We start from the raw sequence: 19,424 nt of genomic DNA, 5'->3' as shown, positions 1-19,424 counted from the left end.
GGGCCGTCGAGGTCCGGCGGGGCTTGGTACGTGTTACTCGGCCGCGACGAGCCGCTCGGCCGCCGCCTTCTTCAGCTTGAAGTCGAAGTTGAGCACGAGATCGGTGTCGGCGCCGGCCGGCGCCTTGTTAAACTTGCCGATCAGGCTCTGCTTCACGGCGAACACCGAGTCGTTGTCGAGATACTTGGTCTCGGAATCGTAGATCTGCGAGATCAGCGATTGATAGCCGTCCTTGGAGAGCATGAAGTGGATGTGACCGGGGCGCCATGGATGGTGGCCCATGTACTTCAGGAGTTCGCCGCCGGCGCCGTCATAGGGGATCGGGTAGGGCTCGGGGCGGAGCGCCACGAAGGCATATTCGCCGTTGGCATCGGTCGTGAACCGGCCACGCAGGTTGTAGGCGGGCTGCTCGGGGTCCTGCAGATCATAAAGCCCGTTCGGCGCGTCTTCCCAGACGTCGATGGTGACGCCCTCGATCGGCCGTCCCGCGGTGTCGACGATGCGCCCCGAGATCTTGACGGTCTGCGCGTTGTCGAACGTCTTCTTGATGATGGAAGCGCCCTTCGGCAGCACCGGCGGGTTCTCGCGGTAGAACGGCCCGAGCACGGTCGACTCGCTCTCGCCGTCGGTGACGCGGTGGTCGAGCATGTCGACCAGCACCTCGACGCCGAGAATGTCCGCGATCAGGATGAACTCGTTGCGCTTCTCGTCCGAGATGTCGCCGGCGCGGCGCAGGAATTCGCAGGCCGCGAACCATTCGGCGAAGGTCAGGTCGACTTCCTTGCAGAAGTCGTGCATGTGGCGAATCAGGCTCGTCATGATCTGACGGTTGCGATCCGGAATATCCTTCGCGAGCGCCGCGATCACGTGGTCGGTGATGGTGTCCTTGTTGACGTTCAGCATGGTCGTTTCCTCCTTTTCTTGCAGTTTCCTCAAACGTGCATCCCCGTTTTCGGGAATATCGGCTGGTGGTCTCACCAGATGAATTCGTAAGCGGCATTCTCCAGCGTCGCGGGAGCAGGGTGCGGGTCGGCGAGGCCGCCGAACCGGCCGCGGCAGAACAGCAGCGGCTTCTTGCCCGGCTCCAGCGCCATCTCGCGGACGTGGCCGAGGAAGATCGTGTGGTCTCCGGCGACGATCTCATCGGCGAGATCGGTCACGAAATACGCCGCTGCATTGGCGATGACGGGCAGCTCGTTGCGGCGCTCGAACACGTCGCAGAGATCGCGCTTGGGCTTGCCGGCGAAATGCCAGGCGAGATATTCCATTCCCTCCGCGAGCACGCTGACGGCAAAACGGCCGGTGTTCTGGATGTTGCAAAGCATCTTGGCACTTTGCGCGATCGAGATCGCGACCAGCGGCGGATCGAGCGAGACCGACATGAAGGCGTTGGCCGTCATGCCATGGTCGCGTCCCTCGCAATGCGTGGTGATGATGGTGACGCCGGTGCCGAACTGGCCGCAGGCGTTGCGCAGCTCGCGCGGATCGATGGCGGTCATTGGCAGATGACCTCGAGTTGGGCCGGGCCGGATCGGCTGGCCGGCGGCGCGCTCACAATATCCCGCCAGTTTTCTAGCGCCGACGCTGCGGCCGCAAGGCCGGATCGCCGAAGCGCGCGGATCCGGCTGCTGGAGACGATCTCGCCATTGCCGCAGCGCACCGGCGGCAGGATGCGCGTGTTGAAGTGTTGCTGCAACAGTTGCGCGGTGCCGCCCTTACAAGACCCGAAGCGGAAGTCCTCGCCGACGACCACCTCGCGCGGGCGCAGAAGCTGCAATTCGGCGAGGAAATCGGCCGCGCTGCGCCGGACATAGATCTGGTTGAAGTCGGCCACGACGACATGGTCGGGCACGAATGTTGCGATGCGCGCGAGCTTTTCGCGGAGCGAGATCAGCGGCTCGGCCTGGCCGAAATACACTTTTGGCGGCGGATCGAAGGTGTAGACGACAGCGGGAAGTCCGCGGCGCCGCGCTGCCGCAATCGTCTGCTTGAGCAGTTCCTGATGGCCGCGATGAACGCCGTCGAATGCGCCGATCGTGACGACGCAAGCGTCGAGGGCCAATTCCCCATCGCGATGGAAAGCGACAGCGGTGCTGTCAAAACCCTTGCCCAAAGCCTTGCCCAGGCCCTTGCCCATGGTTCGCTCCCTGTGCCGCGCAGTGCACTGCTGCATCAGCCGCGTCGTTGCGTCGGCGGGACGATCATCGCCGTCCGGTCCGTGCCGGCCGAGTCATAGCCTGAGCCCGGTCAATCCGCGCGGTATGGTGTGATACCTTTCGCCGGCTCCTGCCGAGCGCGTAGCTTTTCCTCCGATGTCACGCCGACCAAGAGCGTGACGGGATGGTCCGGGCCGGTGTGGCAACGCTCCGCCGGTTCAACGACACAAGCGGAGGAGAACCCATGACGACAGCAGCAGCGCTACGGGCCGACGCGCCCCAGCCAACGACCAGCGTCTATACCGGCGCGGAATTCCTGGACAGCATCCAGGACGGCCGCGAAATCTACATCTATGGCGAGCGCGTCAAGAACGTCACCCAGCATCCCGCGTTTCGCAACTCGGCGCGGATGGTTGCGCGCTGGTACGACCGCTTCCACGAAAAGAAGGATCAGATCGCCGTCCTGACCGACACCGGCTCGGGGCAGCTGACCCATCCGTTCTTCCTCGGCTCGAAGACGGCCGACGACCTCGTCAGGGGGCGCGATGCGATCGCCGAATTGCAGAAGGTCGCGTATGGCTGGATGGGCCGCTCGCCGGACTACAAAGCGGCATTCCTCGGCACGCTCGGCGCGAACTCGGGCTTCTACGGCGAATACGCCGGCAACGCGAAGAAGTGGTATTCCCGGACCCAGGAGCGGCTCGACTTCTGGAACCACGCCATCGTCAATCCGCCGATCGACCGCGATCGCGCCATCGAGGAGGTGCGCGATGTCTTCATGCATGTGGAGAAGGAGACCGACGCCGGCCTGATCGTCTCGGGCGCGAAGGTGGTCGCGACCGGCTCGGCGCTGACACACTACAATTTCATCGCGCACTACGGCATTCCGATCAAGGACAAGTCGTTCGCGCTGATCTTCACCGCGCCGATGGACGCCAAGGGCATCAAGCTGATCGCCCGCTCGTCCTACGAATTCACCGCGGCCGCGACCGGCTCGCCGTTCGACTATCCGCTGTCGAGCCGCTTCGACGAGAATGACTCGATCCTCGTCTTCGACAAGGTGCTGGTGCCCTGGGAGAACGTCTTCATCTATGGCGACGTCGACAAGATCAACCAGTTCTTCCCGGCGTCCGGCTTCATCCCGCGCTTCACGCTGCACGGCGTGACGCGGCTCGCGGTGAAGCTCGACTTCATCGCCGGCCTGTTCTCGATGGCGGTCGAGGCGACCGGGTCGAAGGATTTCCGCGGCGTGCAGACGGCGGTGGGAGAGGTGATCGCCTGGCGCAACCTGTTCCACGGCATTGCCGACGCGATGGTGAAGTCGCCGATCGCCTGGCACGGCACCGACGGCTACAATCTGCCCAATCTGAATTACGGGCTGGCCTATCGCGTGTTCGCGCCGATGGCCTATCCGCGGATCAAGGAATTGATCGAGCGCCATGTCGCGAGCGGCCTGATCTATCTGCCGTCGAGCTCGGCCGATCTGGAGAGCGATGCGATCAGGCCCTATCTCGACCGTTTCGTGCGCGGCTCCAACGGCTATGCGGCGATCGACCGGATCAAGCTGCTCAAGCTGCTGTGGGACGCGGTCGGCTCCGAGTTCGGTGGCCGGCACGAGCTCTACGAGCGCAACTATGCCGGCAATTACGAGAACCTGCGGGTCGAGACGCTGAACGCCGCGGCCGCCACCGGCGACCTCGGCGCGATGCAGGATTTCGTGCGCAACTGCATGAGCGACTACGACGTCTCCGGTTGGACGGCGAAGGATCTCGTCAATCCCGACGACATCAACCTCGTCAGCCGCGGCCTGGTGCAAGGTTGATGACAAGGCTGACGACAGGGCCGACGATCTGATAGAGATCGATCAACGGAGCCGCCGCGATTGCGCGGCGGCTCCATCATTTGCGGAGAGTTCATCATCATGCTGTTTCACGTCGAAATGGACGTGCGAATCCCGCACGACATCCCCGCCGAGAAGATCGACGCGCTGAAGCAGGCCGAGCGCACCCGCGCTATGGAGCTGCAGCGCACGGGCTCCTGGCGCCATCTGTGGCGGGTGGCCGGGCGCTACGCCAATGTCAGCGTCTTCGACGTCTCGGGCGCGCAGGAACTGCACGACATCCTGTCGAGCCTGCCGCTGTTTCCGTTCATGGAGATAAAGGTCACGCCGCTGTGCCGTCACCCGTCGTCGATCCACGACGACGATCGCTAGCGCTAATCGACCACCGTGCGCGGGCGACGATGCCGGCTTGGAGTGTTGATGCTGCCGGTGACGTCGGGGTAGCCGGTCAGGCTCAGCGTGTCGGAGCGGACGCCCCAGCTTTCGAGCCGGTCGAGGAAGCTCATGCCGAGCAGGTTGGTCTTCATCTGCCCGCGCTGCACCACCAGCGCCGGCACCGATTTCTCGACCAGCTTGCCGACCGCGAGACGATCGAGCGTCAGCCGCGCCGCCTTGGTGTGACCGCCGGCGGTCTCGAGGTCGACATTGTAGTCGAGCATGTCGGTCGGCAGCCCGATCGCCTTGGCGGTTTCCCAGGTCAGCACCACCGAGGTCGCGCCGGTGTCGATCACCATCGGCGCGCTGACGCCGTTGATCTTGGCGCGGAAGGCGAACTCGCCGCCCTGGCTGCGGGCGATCTGCACGGCGGGAGCGGTTGAGGCCGTGGCCGAGGTGCTGCGGCCGAAGATCTGGGTCAGATTCTCCCTGGCGCGCGCGATCTGGTCGGGATCGCCATAGGCGACGACGGCGCCGGCGGTTGCCATCAGGAGCAGGATAACGAGGAGGATGCGGGTCACCATGCACCTCCGGCCACAGGGGGGCTCAGGCGCGCGTCGGACGCGGCTCCATGCGCTGGAGCCCGGCCTCGGCCATACGCGCCGGCAACCCCGCCATGACAGTCAGCCGCTCCGTGCTGTCCATCTTGTGCCAGCGTGCGATTTCCGGAAGCGTGCGGCCGCAGCCGAAGCAAAGCTTCGTCCTGGGGTCCATCATGCAGACTGCGATACACGGTGTCTCTGAACTCATTCTTCAACTGTTGAACGGTTTCGGCCGCGAGTGCAACCCGGCTAAGGCGGGATGTGCCATCACGCCCCGGCTTTTTGCCGCGAGCATGGTCGTCGCGCGAACGCCTCGCATTTGTTGGCAACCAAGACCGCGTCACGTTTTTCCGCGACATGCTCTACAATCCAGTGCCGGCACTCATGATCGACTTGCGGCGCACGCTCTTCCGGTCGGCGGCCATCGTGGGCTCGGCGGGCTCCGGCTGCATCGGCGGCGATTCTTCCGCCATCGGTGCCAGCGCGCTCATCACCCGCTCCGGCGGCAAGGTCACGATCACCTCGGTGCCGATGCGCAGCTTCGATTTCAGCGTGAAGGTGCCGCCATGCATGTCGATCAGGCTCTTCGCGATCGGCAGGCCAAGGCCCGCACCCTGTTCCGCCGACTTGATCGAGTTGGAGCCCTGGCCGAACGACGCCAGCACGATCGGGATCTCGTCCTCGGCGATGCCGCTGCCGGTGTCCTTGACGCTGAGATACTGCCCGCCCGAGGCGGTCCAGCCGACCTTCAGCCAGATCTCGCCGCCCTGCGGGGTGAACTTGATCGCGTTGGAGAGCAGGTTGAGCACGACTTGGCGGATGGCGCGCTCGTCGCCCCAGATCCGGGGCATGCCGTGCTCGAACACCTCGTGGATGGTGATGCCGCGGCTCGAGGCGCGCAGCTTCAAGAGATGATGGCAGTCGGCGACGACATGCACCAGCGCCACCGCCTCCTCGTTCAGCTCGTAGCGGCCGGCCTCGATGCGCGACAGATCGAGGATCTCGTTGATGAGGTTCAGCAGGTGCACACCGGAATTATGGATGTCGGCGGAATATTCCTTGTAGACCGGCACCGCGTGCGCGCCGAAAATCTCGCTCTTCATCACCTCGGAGAAGCCGAGGATGGCGTTGAGCGGCGTGCGCAGCTCATGGCTCATCTGGGCCAGGAAGCGCGACTTGGCGACGTTGGCGGATTCGGCGCGGTGCCGCGCCTCGTCGGAGATCGCCTTGGCCTGTTCCAGTTCGCCGATCAGCGCGTCCTTTTCGGCGCGGGCCTCCAGCGTCGCCAGCGTGGTCGAATGCAGGCGGTGCGCCAGCAGCGCGAAATAGCCCTCGGCGGCCAGCGCCAGCAGCGCCAGCACGTAATTGTCGAACGCGCCGTTCAGCACGAGGTCGAGTGCGATCCCGATCGTCACCGGAACGGTTGCGGCGAGCGCTGCGATCGGCAGGCTCGCCGCCAGCATGCTGGAGACCGCGATCACCAGCAGCATCAGGAACATCATCAGCGTGTTGGAGGCGAGATCGCGCCCGGCGGGGTGGATCAGGATGGCGGTCCAGCACAGGCCGTAGAGCAGGTCGAGCAGCACGAAGCGCGTGCGCCATTTGCGGGTCACCGCAACCGAGGTCGGCTCGGCGAGGAAGCGGGCGCAGCTGCGGATGATCGCGAGATGGACGCAGAGGATGCCGACGGTCCAGGCGCCGGCCACGATCGGCTTCATCCAGAGCCCGAACAGCACGCCGGTGGCCACCACCAGCAGCATCACGACGTAGGAGGCTGAGATCCGGGTCTGGGCGTATTGGCGGAGCAGTTCGGCGTCGAACGCCGGGCGGGTTCCACTTGTTGACGTTAACCGATCCCGCGCCTCGCGCACCCGCTGCGCAGCGACGCGCCGGCTGTTCACCGGCACCGTCACCTGAGGTCCTGCCGGAAGCGCGACAACTTCAGGCCTTTCTGCGGGATTACTCATAAACAACACAAATCCTGCCAGCGAACCGCGCGGGCCTTTTGCATTGTCTATCTGTGACGCCAAATCATTAAGCGATGACTTAAAGAGCTAAAGAAAACCGTTAACCGGAGGTTAAATTAACTTTTGCAGCGGGCGGCGCGCCGTTGCGCAAATGGCGCGCAATTGCAAGCGTCGCAGCGCTTGCGAATGTCGGGAGATGCCGCCACGGGCAGTGACCCGCCGGCGCGGGTTACCGCGACGGGATGCGAGGCGTTAACGCTGTGGCCGTGCCGGCAGGCTCGACGTATCTCAAGATTGCAGATTACGGTGACAGTGGACTAGATCGTCAACTAGAAGTTGAGCGCAGCGTCACCGTAATTCTACGTAATTCGAATTGGTACATAATTTGTAGCTCTGTGTAATTGCGGGATTTTCCAGTCGGTCCAGACTGCTCACATGTCACCAACTGTAATGATGCAACGTGCCGAAACCTATGAAGCAATGGCTGGATGGGCTAACCAGTCGAACCGGACGCGCTTCCATGAGGTTGCCGATAACTGGAGGAAGGTTGCTTGCCAGGTCGAGGCTCTTGAACGATCTTCCGTCTACCGGATGACGTCGCATCCACACCCCGAGCCGGTTCTTCGAGCGGAGCGCGCGGCGAAGCAAGGCGTTGGCGCTTGGCAACCATGAAGCTACTAACAGAGTATATTGAGCACGCTTTGCAATTTGAGCGCCTCGCCGCCGCGGAGAGTGATCCCAGGCTGAAAGCGCAGTTCATTCAGCAGGCAAAGGACTATCGGAAGTTGGCCGCCGATCGGGCCAAGCGCTACGGGCTCCCCCCACCGAGCCCTCCGTCTGAGGCTGAGTAAGCCTTGTTGCATCCTTTCCGGCGTTACAGAACCGTCTCGATCAGACCCAACGTCTTCGCCTCCTGCGCCTCCAAATACCAGTTTGACGGCGCCTTCTGCATGACCTCATCGATCGTTACGTTAGAGCCCAGTATTAGATTTTGAAAGCCTTCGTTCTGTATGGCGATCGAGCATTCGATTTCGTTGAGCGTCGCTCTCACAACCGCAATGCATGTTGTTAAAGGGCCATCGATCACCAAGCTCTTCGAAAGCTTGCGTTCATGGATCATCAGTCGCGTGCCGCGCGCGAGGTACCTGTTCGGCCGCGCAAAGAAGCTCATGAACGTAACCCCCGCCGAATAGATCATAGCCTTACCGAGGAACACGAAGCGACGTTGCGGCTCCGTCTCACTCGCGAACCGCACGTCCTCCCCCATCATTCGGGCGACCTCGGGGTCGCCGCCCAAGGTCGACAGTTCGATCACGACAAGGTCTTTATCGGCCGCGTTGTCGAACTGCGTTCGAAAGGCGGTGTACATGTTGTAGTCGACAATGCCCGAGAGGCTAATGGCCGGCGACTTGAAGGCTGTGGCCGGTAGCGTTGCGAGTTGCATCTAACAATCCCTTCGCGGCTTTCGTCCTGGACTACACGCAGATGCCGTAACTGGTTCCCGATCGGCCCACGGACCGGGCGGACGCGGCTCCAAGAATCTGCAATTACTACTGGCATTTCATCACGGAACAAGTTGGAGGGGTTCATGCCAGCAGGATCGTGGTCCGCTGAAGAAGAGAACGGAGCTATTGCAATTGATCCGGGAGACCGGGATGACGCGGCGCGAGATCGCCAGAAGCTCGGCCGTACCGAGGCGGCGGTCAGCGCCCGGCTGACTATCATCCGAAGGCGGAGTAACGCGACCTATGACGCTGATGGGTTCGGCTAGTCGTGCCGATTGTTCAGTTTCTCCTCCACTTCTTGCGAAGCCGCGAGGGCTGCTTCGCTCGCAGCCAGGACGCGATAACTGTGCTCCATCCGCTCGAGAAAATAGCGAGTGAACGTGTCGTCGGCCGTCTCCTTGGCCCGCCGGTAGTGTTCCGCCCTCACCAGGTAATCGCCCGCGCTCATGACCGGAAAATCCATCAGCGTCCGGAGCGTTCCAGAGCGCCGGGAGGGACGCCGCCTAGCGGACCGCCCGCTAACCGTCTCTGTCCTATGCGCGATGGGTCGATGCCAGCTCAGGTCGCCTAAAGAAAACGACCCCAGCATCCGGATCATGCTGGGGTCAATCTGGACCGCTGACCGCTGTCACGTATTAGCAGCAGCCGTCTTCAGGGCTGAAAAAATACGAAATGAAAATCACCTGCCCCGCAGGGTTATCATCGCGTAGGCCGGCCGCTGCAAAAATAACCCGTGTGAATCTGCTCCTAGATTTTCTCAATACGTACGTGGAGGAGCCGGAATTTTGTTCCTTTCGCGGAACCATACCGCCTACCTCGGCAGTATCGTCGTCTGTTACCCCTGCGGCTGAGATTGGACCTTCTTGACCACCTTCTTCACAGTCGCCGCAGACTTGCCGGTCTTCCGCGCCTCGTAGCCTCATAGGACCTCATAGTCCTGCGACGACGGTGGCAGTGCACTAAACCGCCAACTAGAAATTACAATTTCGGAATACTGGAAGTGTGCCCCTGATTTGCCCGACGTGTCAAGTTGACAAATCGAATGCCGGCGGCCGGCCGGCTCCTTTGCATGGGGTTGTTTTCGATGTTTTGGCAGCGCGCGGCTTCGAGGGGGATTTTCTTCGGGAGACGGCGCTGCGGGGCAGATGACCCGCCGGCGGCTCACACGGCGCTGAAGTGTGACTCGCATTCGGTCGTCATTGCGAGGAGCTCGCGACAAAATTGCGAGGCAATTTTGCGCTGGAGCGACGAAGCAATCCATGCTTCCGCGAAAGCGGGCAGATGGATTGCTTCGCGGAGCCTGTCATCCGCCGGCGCTTCGCGCCGACCGGGTGGCTCGCAATGACAGTTGCGTCTCGCGAACCGTGATGATTCCTAGCGCTGCAGCCTTGCCAGCAGGCTCGACGTATCCCAGCGCTTGCCGCCCATCTTCTCGACCTCGGCATAGAACTGGTCGACCAGCGCGGTGGCGGGCAGGGTGGCGCCGTTGCGGCGGGCTTCCGCCAGCGCGATCGAGAGATCCTTGCGCATCCATTCGACGGCGAAGCCGAAATCGTACTTGCCCTCGTTCATGGTCTTGTAGCGGTTCTCCATCTGCCAGGACTGCGCCGCGCCCTTCGAGATGGTCTCGATCACAGCGGTGACGTCGAGGCCGCTCTTCTTGGCGAAGTGGATGCCCTCGGAGAGGCCCTGCACCAGGCCGGCGATGCAGATCTGGTTGACCATTTTTGTCAGTTGGCCCGCGCCCGCCGGTCCAAGCAATTTGCACATCCGCGCATAAGAGCCGGTGATAACTGGCTCGGCGCCGGCATAGGCGTCCTCGCTGCCGCCGCACATCACCGTCAGCACGCCGTTCTCGGCGCCGGCCTGGCCGCCGGACACCGGCGCGTCGACGAATTTGAAGCCGGCCTTGGCGGCGGCGGCATCGAGCTCGCGGGCGACCTCGGCGGAGGCGGTGGTGTGATCGACGAAGGTCGCGCCCTTCTTCATCCCGGCAAAGGCACCGTCCGGGCCGATCGTGACCGCGCGCAGGTCGTTGTCATTGCCGACGCAGCACATCACGAAGTCCTGACCTTCGGCGGCGGCCTTCGGCGTGGCTGCGGTCTTGCCGCCGAACTTGTCGGCCCATTGCTTCGCCTTCGCCGCGGTCCGGTTGTACACGGTGACCTCATGGCCGCCTTTGTTCACGAGGTGCCCCGCCATCGGGAAGCCCATTACGCCGAGACCGAGAAAAGCGACTTTAGCCATATCTGCTACCTTGTGTCTGATACCTTGTGATTTGCCGTGGTGATGGCCCCTTGGGCGTGCCGGCAACGGCGCGCCGGGCAGGGCATTCCGTCCATGGAAGGAGCCGCACCATACCCCCTGCGCAGCGGAGGGCAACGGCTTCGTTGGATGGCAGACCCTGGTTTTGTGCTAGGATCGGGCTACCAAAGAACCTCACAAAAAAGGGAGTGTCTCGCATGGGCATGAGCGTCGGTGTGCTCGATCATTTCAATATCCGGACCCGCAATCTCGCCGCCACGGTGCGGTTCTATGAGGACATTCTGGGCCTCGAAAAGGGCGCGCGGCCGAACTTCGCGTTCCCCGGAGCGTGGATGTACAGCGAGGGCAAGGCGGTGGTGCATCTGGTCGATATTTCCGCGACCGACGAGGCACAAAAGCCCGACTCGGGCGTCGTCCATCATGTCGCCTTTGCCAGCCGGGGCTTCGACGGGATGCGCCAACGGCTGCAGGCCAAGGGCATGGAGTTCGACTCGCGCCAGGTTCCCGGCGGCGATCTCTGGCAGATCTTCGTCAACGACCCCAACGGGGTGATGATCGAATTGAACTACGAGGCCGCCAAGGAAGGCGGCGCGGCAGCACCAGCCGAGCGGCGCGACGACGTCGGAGCGAGGTAGCCTTTTGCGCTGCAACGCTCTATGGGTGCTCCCTTGAATTTTCTGGGAGGTACGGCGTGAGCGTGACGCAGCAACAGGTTCTCGATTGCCTTGCCAGGGTGATGTCGCCGCGCGGCGTCCCCTTGACCAACGCCAATGTGCTGTCGGCGATCACGGTCACCGACGGCAAGGTGTTCTTCTCGATCAATGTCGATGCCGCCGAGGCCCGCGCCTGGGAGAGCGTGCGGGCGCAGGCCGAGACCGCCGTGCGCGCCATTCCCGGCGTCAGCGTCGCGATGATCGCGCTGACCGCCGAGCGCAAGGCGGGCGCTGCGGCGCCTGCGCCGCGGCCGGCCGGCGGCGTCCCGCCCGCATCCGCGCATCGTCATCCGCACCCGCCCGGCGCGCAATCGCCGATGGCGCGTCAGGCCGAGATTCCCGGCATCGCCGCCGTCATCGCAGTTGCCAGTGGCAAGGGCGGGGTCGGCAAGTCGACCACCGCGCTCAACCTTGCGCTCGGCCTGCGCGACCTCGGCCTGCGGGTCGGGCTGCTCGACGCCGACATCTACGGCCCGTCGGTGCCGCGGCTGACCGGCATCCGCGAGAAGCCGCAGCTCAACGACGACAAGAAGATGGTGCCGCTGCAGCGCTTCGGCCTGTCGATCATGTCGATCGGCTTTTTGGTCGAGGAGGACACCGCGATGATCTGGCGCGGGCCAATGGTGATGTCGGCGATCACCCAGATGCTGCGCGACGTCGCCTGGGGCACCCTCGACGTGCTGGTCGTCGACATGCCGCCCGGCACCGGCGATGCCCAGCTGACGCTGGCGCAGAACGTCCCGCTCAAGGGCGCCGTCATCATCTCGACGCCGCAGGACCTCTCGCTGATCGACGCACGGCGGGGGCTGGCGATGTTCAAGAAGGTCAACGTGCCGGTGCTCGGCATCGTCGAGAACATGAGCTATTTCCAGTGCCCGCATTGCGGCACCCGCTCGGACATCTTCGGCCATGGCGGCGCCCGCCACGAGGCCGAGAAGCTCGGGGTGCCGTTCCTCGGCGAGGTCCCCCTGCATATCGCGATCCGCACCGCCTCCGATTCCGGTAACCCGGTGGTCGAGAGCGAGCCGGACGGCCCGCACGCGGCGATTTACCGCGCGATCGGCGGCAAGGTCCGCGAGCAGCTGCAAGGCGTGATTGCCGCCGCCTGAGCCCACGGTGCTGTCCCGGCGAGCCGACCGGCCTGAAATGCCGGCGCGCGGTGGGCCTTTCTTCACAGGCCTGTCGCCCTTGGTGCCTTCTGGACGATTGCTGAATCGATTTCGGCCTGTATGTTTGTGCAGCAGCGGCCGAATCGTACCACCCGTGTATTGGTCGAAGGCGGCCAGGGGTGAGGCCGAACGGCAGAAGGGTCGTGGACGACCGTCGATATGGCAGCATCACGCGAAGCAAAGAAACCACGCCGCAAGCATCTGACGCGGGAGAAGCGCGAAGAGGCCTCCCGCCTGGCGTTCAACGTCGCCAAGAAATCCGACTCGATCGGCGAGGCCGCCGAGGCGATCGCCAAGACCTATGGCGTCAGCAAGACCACCGCGCAAAGCTGGATCCGGCGCGGGCGCTATTTGGCCGACAAGGCCAAGAAGGCGCGCGAGACGACGCGGCGCTGATTGCCTTGGTCGCCCGGTGGTTGTGGGCGGGTGGGATGGCCCGCACGCGGCGATTTACCGCTGATCGCAGGCTTGCGCCGCGTGTGGCTTCAAGACGTCATCGCCACCGCCCGAGCCCGCATTTTCCAGCCGATTTCCTGCGTCATCAGACTTTCGTTTAATTGGCGCGGTCATGCCATTGTCGCGTTTCCGTGACGGCTCCTTCCGTGGTAAAGGGCCGACCCAGAGCGCCCCGGCAGGCCTTCCAGCGTCCTGCCGGAGAACCGCTTGCGGTCATTGGGAAACGCCCCTCAAGGAGAAGCCTTACGATGAAGCGTCGTGATTTTTTGAAAGTGTCTGCGGCCGGTGCTGCCGCGACGGCGGTTGCCGCGCCGGCGATTGCGCAGTCCTCGCCTGAAATCAAGTGGCGCCTGACCTCGAGCTTCCCGAAGTCGCTGGACACCATCTATGGCGGCGCCGAGCAGGTGGCGAAGTACGTCGCCGAAATGACCGACAACAAGTTCCAGATCCAGGTGTTCGCGGCGGGCGAAATCGTCCCCGGCCTGCAGGCGCTGGACGCGACCTCCAACGGCACCGTCGAGATGTGCCACACCGTGTCCTACTACTATGTCGGCAAGGATCCGACCTTTGCGATCTACGCGTCGGTGCCGTTCGGCCTCAACGCGCGCATGCAGAATTCCTGGTGGTACCAGGGCGGCGGTGAGGCGCTCGGCAACGAGTTCTTCAAGAAGTTCGGCGTGATCGGTTTCCCCTGCGGCAACACCGGCACCCAGATGGGCGGCTGGTTCCGCAAGGAGATCAAGACGGTCGCCGATCTCTCTGGCCTCAAATTCCGGATCGGCGGCATCGCCGGCCAGGTGTTGCAGAAGGTCGGCGTGGTGCCGCAGCAGCTCGCCGGCGGCGACATCTATCCGGCGCTCGAAAAGGGCACCATCGACGCTGCCGAGTGGGTCGGTCCCTATGACGACGAGAAGCTCGGCTTCCAGAAGGTCGCCAAGTACTATTACTATCCGGGCTTCTGGGAAGGCGGCCCGACCGTGCACGCCTACTGCAACCTGGAAAAGTGGAACGCGCTGCCGAAGAGCTACCAGGCGATCCTGACCAACGCGACCGCCAACGCCAACAGCTGGATGGCTGCGCGCTACGACATGCAGAACCCGACCGCGCTGAAGCGGCTGGTTGCCAGCGGCACGCAGCTGCGTCCGTTCACCAACGAAGTGCTCGAGGCCTGCCTCAAGGCGACCAACGAGCTGTGGGGTGAGATCTCGGCCAAGAATGCCGATTTCAAGAAGTCGATCGATGCCATGCAGGCCTACCGCTCCGACCAGTATCTGTGGTGGCAGGTCGCCGAATACACCTTCGACAGCTTTATGATCCGCTCGCGTACCCGCGGCTAACAGCGTCTCAAGCGTTCGCGAGAAGAGAACGCCGCAAAAAATTCAACTTAAGTAGCCCGGCCTTCACAAGAAGGCCGGGTTTTTTGCGTCTGGCATTCGGCAAGGGGATGTTCCATGCTCGCACCCGAAGCCTCGGCACGAAGGCGGCGCGTGACCGGTAACCGGTCACGACGGCAAAGAAAAGCAGCGCGACGATACGAAGCAGTCGACGCTCGGACAACAATTACACAGGGCAGGATTTCAAAAATGAAGCGCAGGGATTTCATCAAGGTCACGGGACTGGGCGTCGCCGGTGCCACGACCGTTGCAGCACCAGCGATCGCGCAGTCGATGCCGGAGCTGAAATGGCGCCTGACCACCAGCTGGCCGAAGACGCTCGACACGCTGCACGGCGGCGCCGAACTGATGGCCAAGGCGGTCGGTGAGGCCACCGACAACAAATTCCAGATCCAGACCTTTGCTGCCGGCGAGATCGTGCCCGGCCTCCAGGTGCTCGACGCGGTGCAGAACGGCACGGTCGAGATGGGCCACACCGCGCCGTATTATTACTTCGGCAAGGACCCGACCTTCACCTTCGGCTCCTCGGTGCCGTTCGGGCCGAACATGCGGTTGAACCAGGCCTGGTACATTCTCGGCGGCGGCAAGGAGCTGCTGAACGACTTCTACAAGAACTACAACGTCACCTCGCTGCTGGCCGGCAACACCGGCTGCCAGATGGGCGGTTGGTTCCGCAAGGAGATCAACAGCGTCGACGATCTCAACGGCCTGAAATTCCGGATCGGCGGCTTTGCCGGGCGCGTGATGCAGAAGCTCGGCTGCGTGCCGCAGCAGCTTGCCGGCGGCGACATCTATCCGGCGCTCGAGAAGGGCACGATCGACGCGGCGGAATGGGTCGGACCCTATGACGACGAGAAGCTCGGTCTCTACAAGGTCGCGCCGAATTACTACTTCCCCGGCTGGTGGGAAGGCGGCCCGATGCTGGTGGCGATGATCAATCTCGACAAGTGGAATGCGCTGCCGAAATATTATCGCAACGTGCTCGAACAGGCCGGCCATCTCGCCAACAACTGGATGATGGCACGTTACGATCAGGCCAATCCGCTCGCGCTGAAGAAGCTGCTCGCCAGCGGCACCAAGCTGCGTCCGTTCCCGGCACCGGTGATGGAAGCCTCGTTCAAGGCGGCCAAGGAGCTGCACAACGAGGTAGCGGCGAGCAACGCCAACTTCAAGAAAGTCTACGACTCGCTGACGTCGTTCTCCAACAGCGGCTATCAGTGGTTCCAGGTCGCCGAAGTCGGCTACGACAATTTCATGGCGCGCCACTCCCAGGTGTGACCGCGCGCCGCGTTGGACGGGAAATCGGCCTCGGAGCGAAAGCTTCGGGGCTTTTCCATGCCGCGATCACGACTGCACGTCATCTTGTCATGGCCGGCTAACGTCAGCCTTGCACGAATTCGAATGATGGCGCGCCGGGCGCTGATTTTGATTGCGGCGGGGAGGCAGTTATCTATTTTCAGCGCGGAAACAGCCGGAGCGAGCAACATGGCCCTCGTGTCGCCACCGAGACGTCACCTTTGCATGCGTCCTGTCTTGGCGACAGCAAACAGAAACCCGATGGAATGAAGACAGGATTGCTGCGATGCGCCTTCTGATCGTCGAGGATAACGTCGAACTCTCCAGGCTGCTCGCCAGCGGGCTGATGGCGGCGGGATATGAATCCGACATCGTCAACAGCGTTGCCGAGGCGCGGGATGCACTGCGCAGCGTCAGCTATGCTGCCATGATCCTCGATCTCAGCCTGCCCGACGGCGATGGCCTGGCGGTGCTGTCGGAGCTGCGCCGCAGGAGCGACCCGCTTCCGGTGCTGGTGCTGACCGCGCGCAACGGGTTGCAGGATCGGGTCAACGGCCTGCGCGGCGGCGCCGACGACTATCTGGCGAAGCCGTTCGCGCTGGAAGAGCTGGTGGCGCGACTCGAAGCCATCCTGCGCCGGCCCGGGCAGCTGCTCGGCTCCTCTCTCAAGCTTGCCAATCTGATTTACGATACCGAGAGCAAGCAGGTGTTCGTCGATGGCGCGCCGCACGTGTTCTCGGCGCGGGAGACCTCGGTGCTGGAGATCCTGATGCGGCGGCAGGGGCGGGTGGTGCCGAAGAAGAACGTCGAGGATCACATCTTCGGCCTGTCGGGCGAGGTCGCCTCCAACGCGGTCGAGGTCTACGTGTCGCGCCTGCGCAAGCTGCTCGCCGAGCACCGTGCCAAGGTCATCATCCACACCATTCGCGGCGTGGGCTATCTGATGGCGGAGGAGAAATAGCGGTGTTCCGCTTCAAGTCGCTGACCTCGCGGATCGTGTTCCTGCACATCGTGGCGGTCGCTGTCGCCGCGATCTTCCTGCCGCTGCTGCTGCTGTGGCTCCTGAATTCGGAGATCAACCATCTGCATCGCGAGGCGATGCGCGATCAGGCCGCCGATCTTGGCCAGAACCTCGCGGTCGATTCAGACGGCAAGGTCCAGCTCAATCTGCCCGACAGCCTGCGGGGGCTCTATTCCGACGCCTATGGCCGTTACCGCTACGACATCTACGATGCGGACGATCATCTGCTGTTCTCGTCGCATCGCGGGCCGCCGCGGCTGCCGGCTGCGGCTGACCGGATTTCCGGTGCCAGCGTCACCAAGCTGCTCGGCGGACAGGCGTTGCGCATCAAGGTTGCCGAGGACCTGTCGCATCGCGACGTCATCATCGACGACATCGTCTCCAACTTCTTCCGTCGGGTCGGCTGGATCACCATCCCGATCCTGTTGATCCTGCTTGCGACCGACATCCTGATCTTCCGCCGCGCGGTCGTGCCGTTGCTGCGCGCCTCGGAGAAGGCCAGGAGCATCGGACCTGCCAGAACCGATATCCGGCTTCCGACCGAGGGGATTCCGAGCGAGATCCTGCCTCTGGTGACCGCCGTCAACCAGGCCTTCGACCGTCTGGAGGAGGGGTTTCACGCGCAGCGCCAATTCACCGCAGATGCCGCCCATCAGCTTCGCACGCCGCTCGCGATCCTGAGGACCCGGATCGAGACGCTGGATGCGGCCAAGGGCACCAGGGAGCTGCACGCCGACATCGAAAGCATGAGCCGCATCGTCAGCCAGCTCCTGGAGATCGCCGAGCTCGATACGCTGGTGCTGGATCCGGGCGAGACCGCGGACCTGCGTGCGGTCTGTGCCGAGGTGGTCGGCTCGATCGCGCCCTACGCGCTGGCGCAGCACAAGGACATCGCGCTGCGCGGTGCCGACGGTCCGGTGCAGGTCAGAGGCAATGCCGAGATGCTGCAACGCGCGATCTTCAATCTGGCGGAGAACGCCATCAAGTACACCGCCGACAAGACCTCGGTCGATGTCGAGGTGCACGCCAACGGCTCGGTGCAGGTGCGCGACTGCGGGCCGGGGATTGCGCCTGCTGAGCAGGCCCTGATCTTCCAGCGCTTCTGGCGCGGCGACCGCCAGCGCCAGCGCACCGATGGCGCCGGGCTTGGGCTCTCGATCGTGCGCGGCGTCGTCGACGATCACGACGCGACGGTCAAGGTGGAGAACCTGGCGTCCGGCGGCGCCCAGTTCACGCTGAGCTTCCGCCTCGCCAAGGCACAGCCGGCGTCCGCGTGAGCGCCTTGCGATCCCGCGCAGCGGGCCTGCCGGCCTATTTCAGCTTGCCGCCGGACAGGTCCATGACCATGCGCGTGGTCAAATACAGCCGCGGCACGATGCTGTTGATTTGCACATATTCGGCATCGTTGGAGTGCGCGCCGAAGCCGGACAAGTCCATGCCTTCGACCACGGCTCCCCTGGCCTTGAGCGCGGCAAAGGCGGCGTCGGTGCCGCCGCCGGTCGCCCTCTCGGCGACGTTCAGCGGCAGGCCCAGTTCCTGGTAGATGGTCTTGCCGTGGCCGGCGACGCGGCGCGAGGCGTCGGTGGCCTCCAGCGGCGGGCGGCGCACCTCGAACTTCACCTCCACCTTGGAGTCGGGCAGCAGGCGGTTCTCGATCTTGTCGTGCAGCGCCTTCTCGAGCTCGTCGAAGTCGGACACCTTGAGCGCGCGCGCATCGGCCTGCGCGGTGGCCTCGGCGGGGATCACGTTGCGGTTGGTGCCGGATTTGGAAACCGTCCAGTTCAGCTTCAGGCCCTGTTCGGGCTTCGACAGGTCCTTCATCTGCAGCACCTGGTGCGACAGCTCGTAGAGCGCATTCACGCCACCTTCCGGCCGTGCGCCCGCATGCGACGACTTGCCGTGCACGGTCAGATAGGCCGAGCCGATGCCGCTGGTGGCGAGGCGGAGCGTGCCGCTGGCATCGCTGCCTTCGAACGAGAACACGGCATCCTGATCGGCGGCGAGGCGGGTGATGGTTGAGCGCCAGCCGGGCGAGGAGATCTCCTCGTCGCCGTTGATCAGCACCGTCAGCGTGCCGTAGTCCTTGAAGTTGAGCTTCTGCAGCAGCGCCACGCTGTGCAGGATGGTGGCGATGCCCTGCTTGTCGTCGGCAATGCCGAGGCCATAGGCCTTGTCGCCATCAACGCGGAACGGTTGGTCCTTCAGCATGCCCTTGAGATACACCGTGTCCATATGCGCGATCAGCATGATCTTGGCGCTGCCGGTGCCCTTGAACACGGCCTGCACGGCCGGGCCGATCGTCTCGGGCGTGTCGTCGAGGCGATAGATGTCGGTGGTTTGCAGGATGTCCACGCTGCCGCCGAGCTGCTTGAGCTGGCCGGCGATCCGCGCCGCGATCTGGTTGAGGCCTTCGATGTCCTTGCTGCCGGATTCGATCTGCACGAGGTCGCGCAGGGTGTCGAGCAGCGGCTGCTGCTCCTGCTGCGCCAACGCGCGAAGGTCGGCCGCCGGCTCCGCATGCGCCACGGCAGCAGCAAACAGCATGCCGAGGGAGGCGACGAGCGGGCGAACGAACGGGCGGGCGGGATGCGGTTGGGGCATGGGCGGAGGTCTGCGAGTTGGAGGACGATCCCTATCCCCTTCACAGGACTCGACGCCGCCGTCA

19 protein-coding genes are annotated in these 19,424 nt (G+C 63.8%); 9 read left to right on the top strand and 10 right to left on the bottom strand.

What is annotated here, in order from left to right:
* Positions 1 to 33: 33 nt before the first annotated feature.
* From ACVIW0_RS22765 to ACVIW0_RS22755, 3 genes are all read right to left on the bottom strand, one after another.
* On the bottom strand, positions 34 to 903 hold the full coding sequence (locus ACVIW0_RS22765; protein ID WP_461354369.1) for an intradiol ring-cleavage dioxygenase: 870 nt from the start codon (positions 901 to 903) through the stop codon (positions 34 to 36).
* 71 nt (positions 904 to 974) lie between these two features.
* Positions 975 to 1,499: a flavin reductase family protein gene (locus ACVIW0_RS22760; protein ID WP_461354368.1), complete on the bottom strand. Its 525-nt coding sequence runs from the start codon at positions 1,497 to 1,499 to the stop codon at positions 975 to 977.
* Positions 1,496 to 2,137, bottom strand: a complete 642-nt coding sequence (locus ACVIW0_RS22755; RefSeq protein WP_461354367.1) for an FAD synthetase — start codon at positions 2,135 to 2,137, stop codon at positions 1,496 to 1,498. The genes ACVIW0_RS22760 and ACVIW0_RS22755 overlap by 4 nt, the downstream gene beginning before the upstream one ends.
* A gap of 263 nt (positions 2,138 to 2,400) precedes the next feature.
* Between ACVIW0_RS22755 and ACVIW0_RS22750 the strand changes: the two genes are divergently transcribed.
* Both ACVIW0_RS22750 and catC read left to right on the top strand, forming a co-directional pair.
* Positions 2,401 to 3,978 carry a 4-hydroxyphenylacetate 3-hydroxylase N-terminal domain-containing protein gene (locus ACVIW0_RS22750; protein ID WP_461354366.1) on the top strand — a complete coding sequence of 526 codons (1,578 nt, stop codon included), beginning with the start codon at positions 2,401 to 2,403 and terminating at the stop codon, positions 3,976 to 3,978.
* 99 nt (positions 3,979 to 4,077) lie between these two features.
* Entirely contained in the window at positions 4,078 to 4,368 is a 291-nt protein-coding gene (gene catC / locus ACVIW0_RS22745; protein ID WP_461354365.1) for a muconolactone Delta-isomerase, read from the top strand.
* Between the two features lie 2 nt (positions 4,369 to 4,370).
* Here catC and ACVIW0_RS22740 read toward each other — a convergent pair whose 3' ends face one another.
* The 6 genes from ACVIW0_RS22740 to ACVIW0_RS22715 form a co-directional block, all read right to left on the bottom strand.
* Positions 4,371 to 4,952, bottom strand: a complete 582-nt coding sequence (locus tag ACVIW0_RS22740) for a TIGR02281 family clan AA aspartic protease (RefSeq protein ID WP_461354364.1) — start codon at positions 4,950 to 4,952, stop codon at positions 4,371 to 4,373.
* 25 nt (positions 4,953 to 4,977) lie between these two features.
* Positions 4,978 to 5,181, bottom strand: coding sequence for a DUF1289 domain-containing protein (locus tag ACVIW0_RS22735; RefSeq protein ID WP_461354363.1), 204 nt, complete (start codon positions 5,179 to 5,181; stop codon positions 4,978 to 4,980).
* A gap of 154 nt (positions 5,182 to 5,335) precedes the next feature.
* Positions 5,336 to 6,940 (bottom strand): sensor histidine kinase, encoded by a 1,605-nt coding sequence (locus ACVIW0_RS22730; protein ID WP_461354362.1) that lies wholly within the window; start codon positions 6,938 to 6,940, stop codon positions 5,336 to 5,338.
* A gap of 874 nt (positions 6,941 to 7,814) precedes the next feature.
* Positions 7,815 to 8,384, bottom strand: a complete 570-nt coding sequence (locus ACVIW0_RS22725; protein WP_461354361.1) for a peptidase S14 — start codon at positions 8,382 to 8,384, stop codon at positions 7,815 to 7,817.
* A 323-nt stretch (positions 8,385 to 8,707) separates the two neighbouring features.
* Entirely contained in the window at positions 8,708 to 8,908 is a 201-nt protein-coding gene (locus ACVIW0_RS22720) for a hypothetical protein (protein WP_461354360.1), read from the bottom strand.
* A 911-nt stretch (positions 8,909 to 9,819) separates the two neighbouring features.
* Positions 9,820 to 10,692 (bottom strand): NAD(P)-dependent oxidoreductase, encoded by an 873-nt coding sequence (locus ACVIW0_RS22715; protein ID WP_461354359.1) that lies wholly within the window; start codon positions 10,690 to 10,692, stop codon positions 9,820 to 9,822.
* A gap of 215 nt (positions 10,693 to 10,907) precedes the next feature.
* On the opposite strand from ACVIW0_RS22715, the gene ACVIW0_RS22710 reads away from it, so the two are divergent.
* From ACVIW0_RS22710 to ACVIW0_RS22680, 7 genes are all read left to right on the top strand, one after another.
* Complete coding sequence (locus tag ACVIW0_RS22710; protein ID WP_461354358.1) at positions 10,908 to 11,345, top strand: VOC family protein; 438 nt, start codon at positions 10,908 to 10,910, stop codon at positions 11,343 to 11,345.
* A gap of 56 nt (positions 11,346 to 11,401) precedes the next feature.
* Complete coding sequence (locus tag ACVIW0_RS22705) at positions 11,402 to 12,532, top strand: Mrp/NBP35 family ATP-binding protein (protein WP_461354357.1); 1,131 nt, start codon at positions 11,402 to 11,404, stop codon at positions 12,530 to 12,532.
* A 219-nt stretch (positions 12,533 to 12,751) separates the two neighbouring features.
* The gene (locus ACVIW0_RS22700; RefSeq protein ID WP_461354356.1) at positions 12,752 to 12,988 is read left to right on the top strand and encodes a hypothetical protein; all 237 of its coding nucleotides are present in this window, start codon (positions 12,752 to 12,754) and stop codon (positions 12,986 to 12,988) included.
* 308 nt (positions 12,989 to 13,296) lie between these two features.
* A complete protein-coding gene (locus tag ACVIW0_RS22695; RefSeq protein ID WP_461354355.1) occupies positions 13,297 to 14,385 on the top strand; it encodes a TRAP transporter substrate-binding protein in 1,089 nt (362 codons plus the stop codon).
* Positions 14,386 to 14,631: 246 nt separating this feature from the next.
* Positions 14,632 to 15,720: a TRAP transporter substrate-binding protein gene (locus ACVIW0_RS22690; protein ID WP_461354354.1), complete on the top strand. Its 1,089-nt coding sequence runs from the start codon at positions 14,632 to 14,634 to the stop codon at positions 15,718 to 15,720.
* 304 nt (positions 15,721 to 16,024) lie between these two features.
* Positions 16,025 to 16,699: a response regulator transcription factor gene (locus ACVIW0_RS22685; protein ID WP_461354353.1), complete on the top strand. Its 675-nt coding sequence runs from the start codon at positions 16,025 to 16,027 to the stop codon at positions 16,697 to 16,699.
* 2 nt (positions 16,700 to 16,701) lie between these two features.
* On the top strand, positions 16,702 to 18,036 hold the full coding sequence (locus tag ACVIW0_RS22680; RefSeq protein ID WP_461354352.1) for a sensor histidine kinase: 1,335 nt from the start codon (positions 16,702 to 16,704) through the stop codon (positions 18,034 to 18,036).
* A gap of 34 nt (positions 18,037 to 18,070) precedes the next feature.
* Here ACVIW0_RS22680 and ACVIW0_RS22675 read toward each other — a convergent pair whose 3' ends face one another.
* Positions 18,071 to 19,360, bottom strand: coding sequence for a M20/M25/M40 family metallo-hydrolase (locus ACVIW0_RS22675; protein ID WP_461354351.1), 1,290 nt, complete (start codon positions 19,358 to 19,360; stop codon positions 18,071 to 18,073).
* Between the last annotated feature and the right edge of the window lie 64 nt (positions 19,361 to 19,424).

The organism is Bradyrhizobium sp. USDA 4454, from assembly GCF_054822705.1.
This window is presented reverse-complemented; position numbering and strand designations above follow the sequence as displayed.

Bases quoted from the DNA above. Each gene is read 5' to 3' on its own strand.
- ACVIW0_RS22765 (WP_461354369.1), bottom strand. From the start codon at position 903: ATGCTGAACGTCAACAAGGACACCATCACCGACCACGTGATCGCGGCG.
- ACVIW0_RS22760 (WP_461354368.1), bottom strand. From the start codon at position 1,499: ATGACCGCCATCGATCCGCGCGAGCTGCGCAACGCCTGCGGCCAGTTC.
- ACVIW0_RS22755 (WP_461354367.1), bottom strand. From the start codon at position 2,137: ATGGGCAAGGGCCTGGGCAAGGCTTTGGGCAAGGGTTTTGACAGCACC.
- ACVIW0_RS22750 (WP_461354366.1), top strand. From the start codon at position 2,401: ATGACGACAGCAGCAGCGCTACGGGCCGACGCGCCCCAGCCAACGACC.
- catC (WP_461354365.1), top strand. From the start codon at position 4,078: ATGCTGTTTCACGTCGAAATGGACGTGCGAATCCCGCACGACATCCCC.
- ACVIW0_RS22735 (WP_461354363.1), bottom strand. From the start codon at position 5,181: ATGAGTTCAGAGACACCGTGTATCGCAGTCTGCATGATGGACCCCAGG.
- ACVIW0_RS22730 (WP_461354362.1), bottom strand. From the start codon at position 6,940: ATGAGTAATCCCGCAGAAAGGCCTGAAGTTGTCGCGCTTCCGGCAGGA.
- ACVIW0_RS22725 (WP_461354361.1), bottom strand. From the start codon at position 8,384: ATGCAACTCGCAACGCTACCGGCCACAGCCTTCAAGTCGCCGGCCATT.
- ACVIW0_RS22720 (WP_461354360.1), bottom strand. From the start codon at position 8,908: ATGGATTTTCCGGTCATGAGCGCGGGCGATTACCTGGTGAGGGCGGAA.
- ACVIW0_RS22715 (WP_461354359.1), bottom strand. From the start codon at position 10,692: ATGGCTAAAGTCGCTTTTCTCGGTCTCGGCGTAATGGGCTTCCCGATG.
- ACVIW0_RS22710 (WP_461354358.1), top strand. From the start codon at position 10,908: ATGGGCATGAGCGTCGGTGTGCTCGATCATTTCAATATCCGGACCCGC.
- ACVIW0_RS22700 (WP_461354356.1), top strand. From the start codon at position 12,752: ATGGCAGCATCACGCGAAGCAAAGAAACCACGCCGCAAGCATCTGACG.
- ACVIW0_RS22695 (WP_461354355.1), top strand. From the start codon at position 13,297: ATGAAGCGTCGTGATTTTTTGAAAGTGTCTGCGGCCGGTGCTGCCGCG.
- ACVIW0_RS22690 (WP_461354354.1), top strand. From the start codon at position 14,632: ATGAAGCGCAGGGATTTCATCAAGGTCACGGGACTGGGCGTCGCCGGT.
- ACVIW0_RS22685 (WP_461354353.1), top strand. From the start codon at position 16,025: ATGCGCCTTCTGATCGTCGAGGATAACGTCGAACTCTCCAGGCTGCTC.
- ACVIW0_RS22675 (WP_461354351.1), bottom strand. From the start codon at position 19,360: ATGCCCCAACCGCATCCCGCCCGCCCGTTCGTTCGCCCGCTCGTCGCC.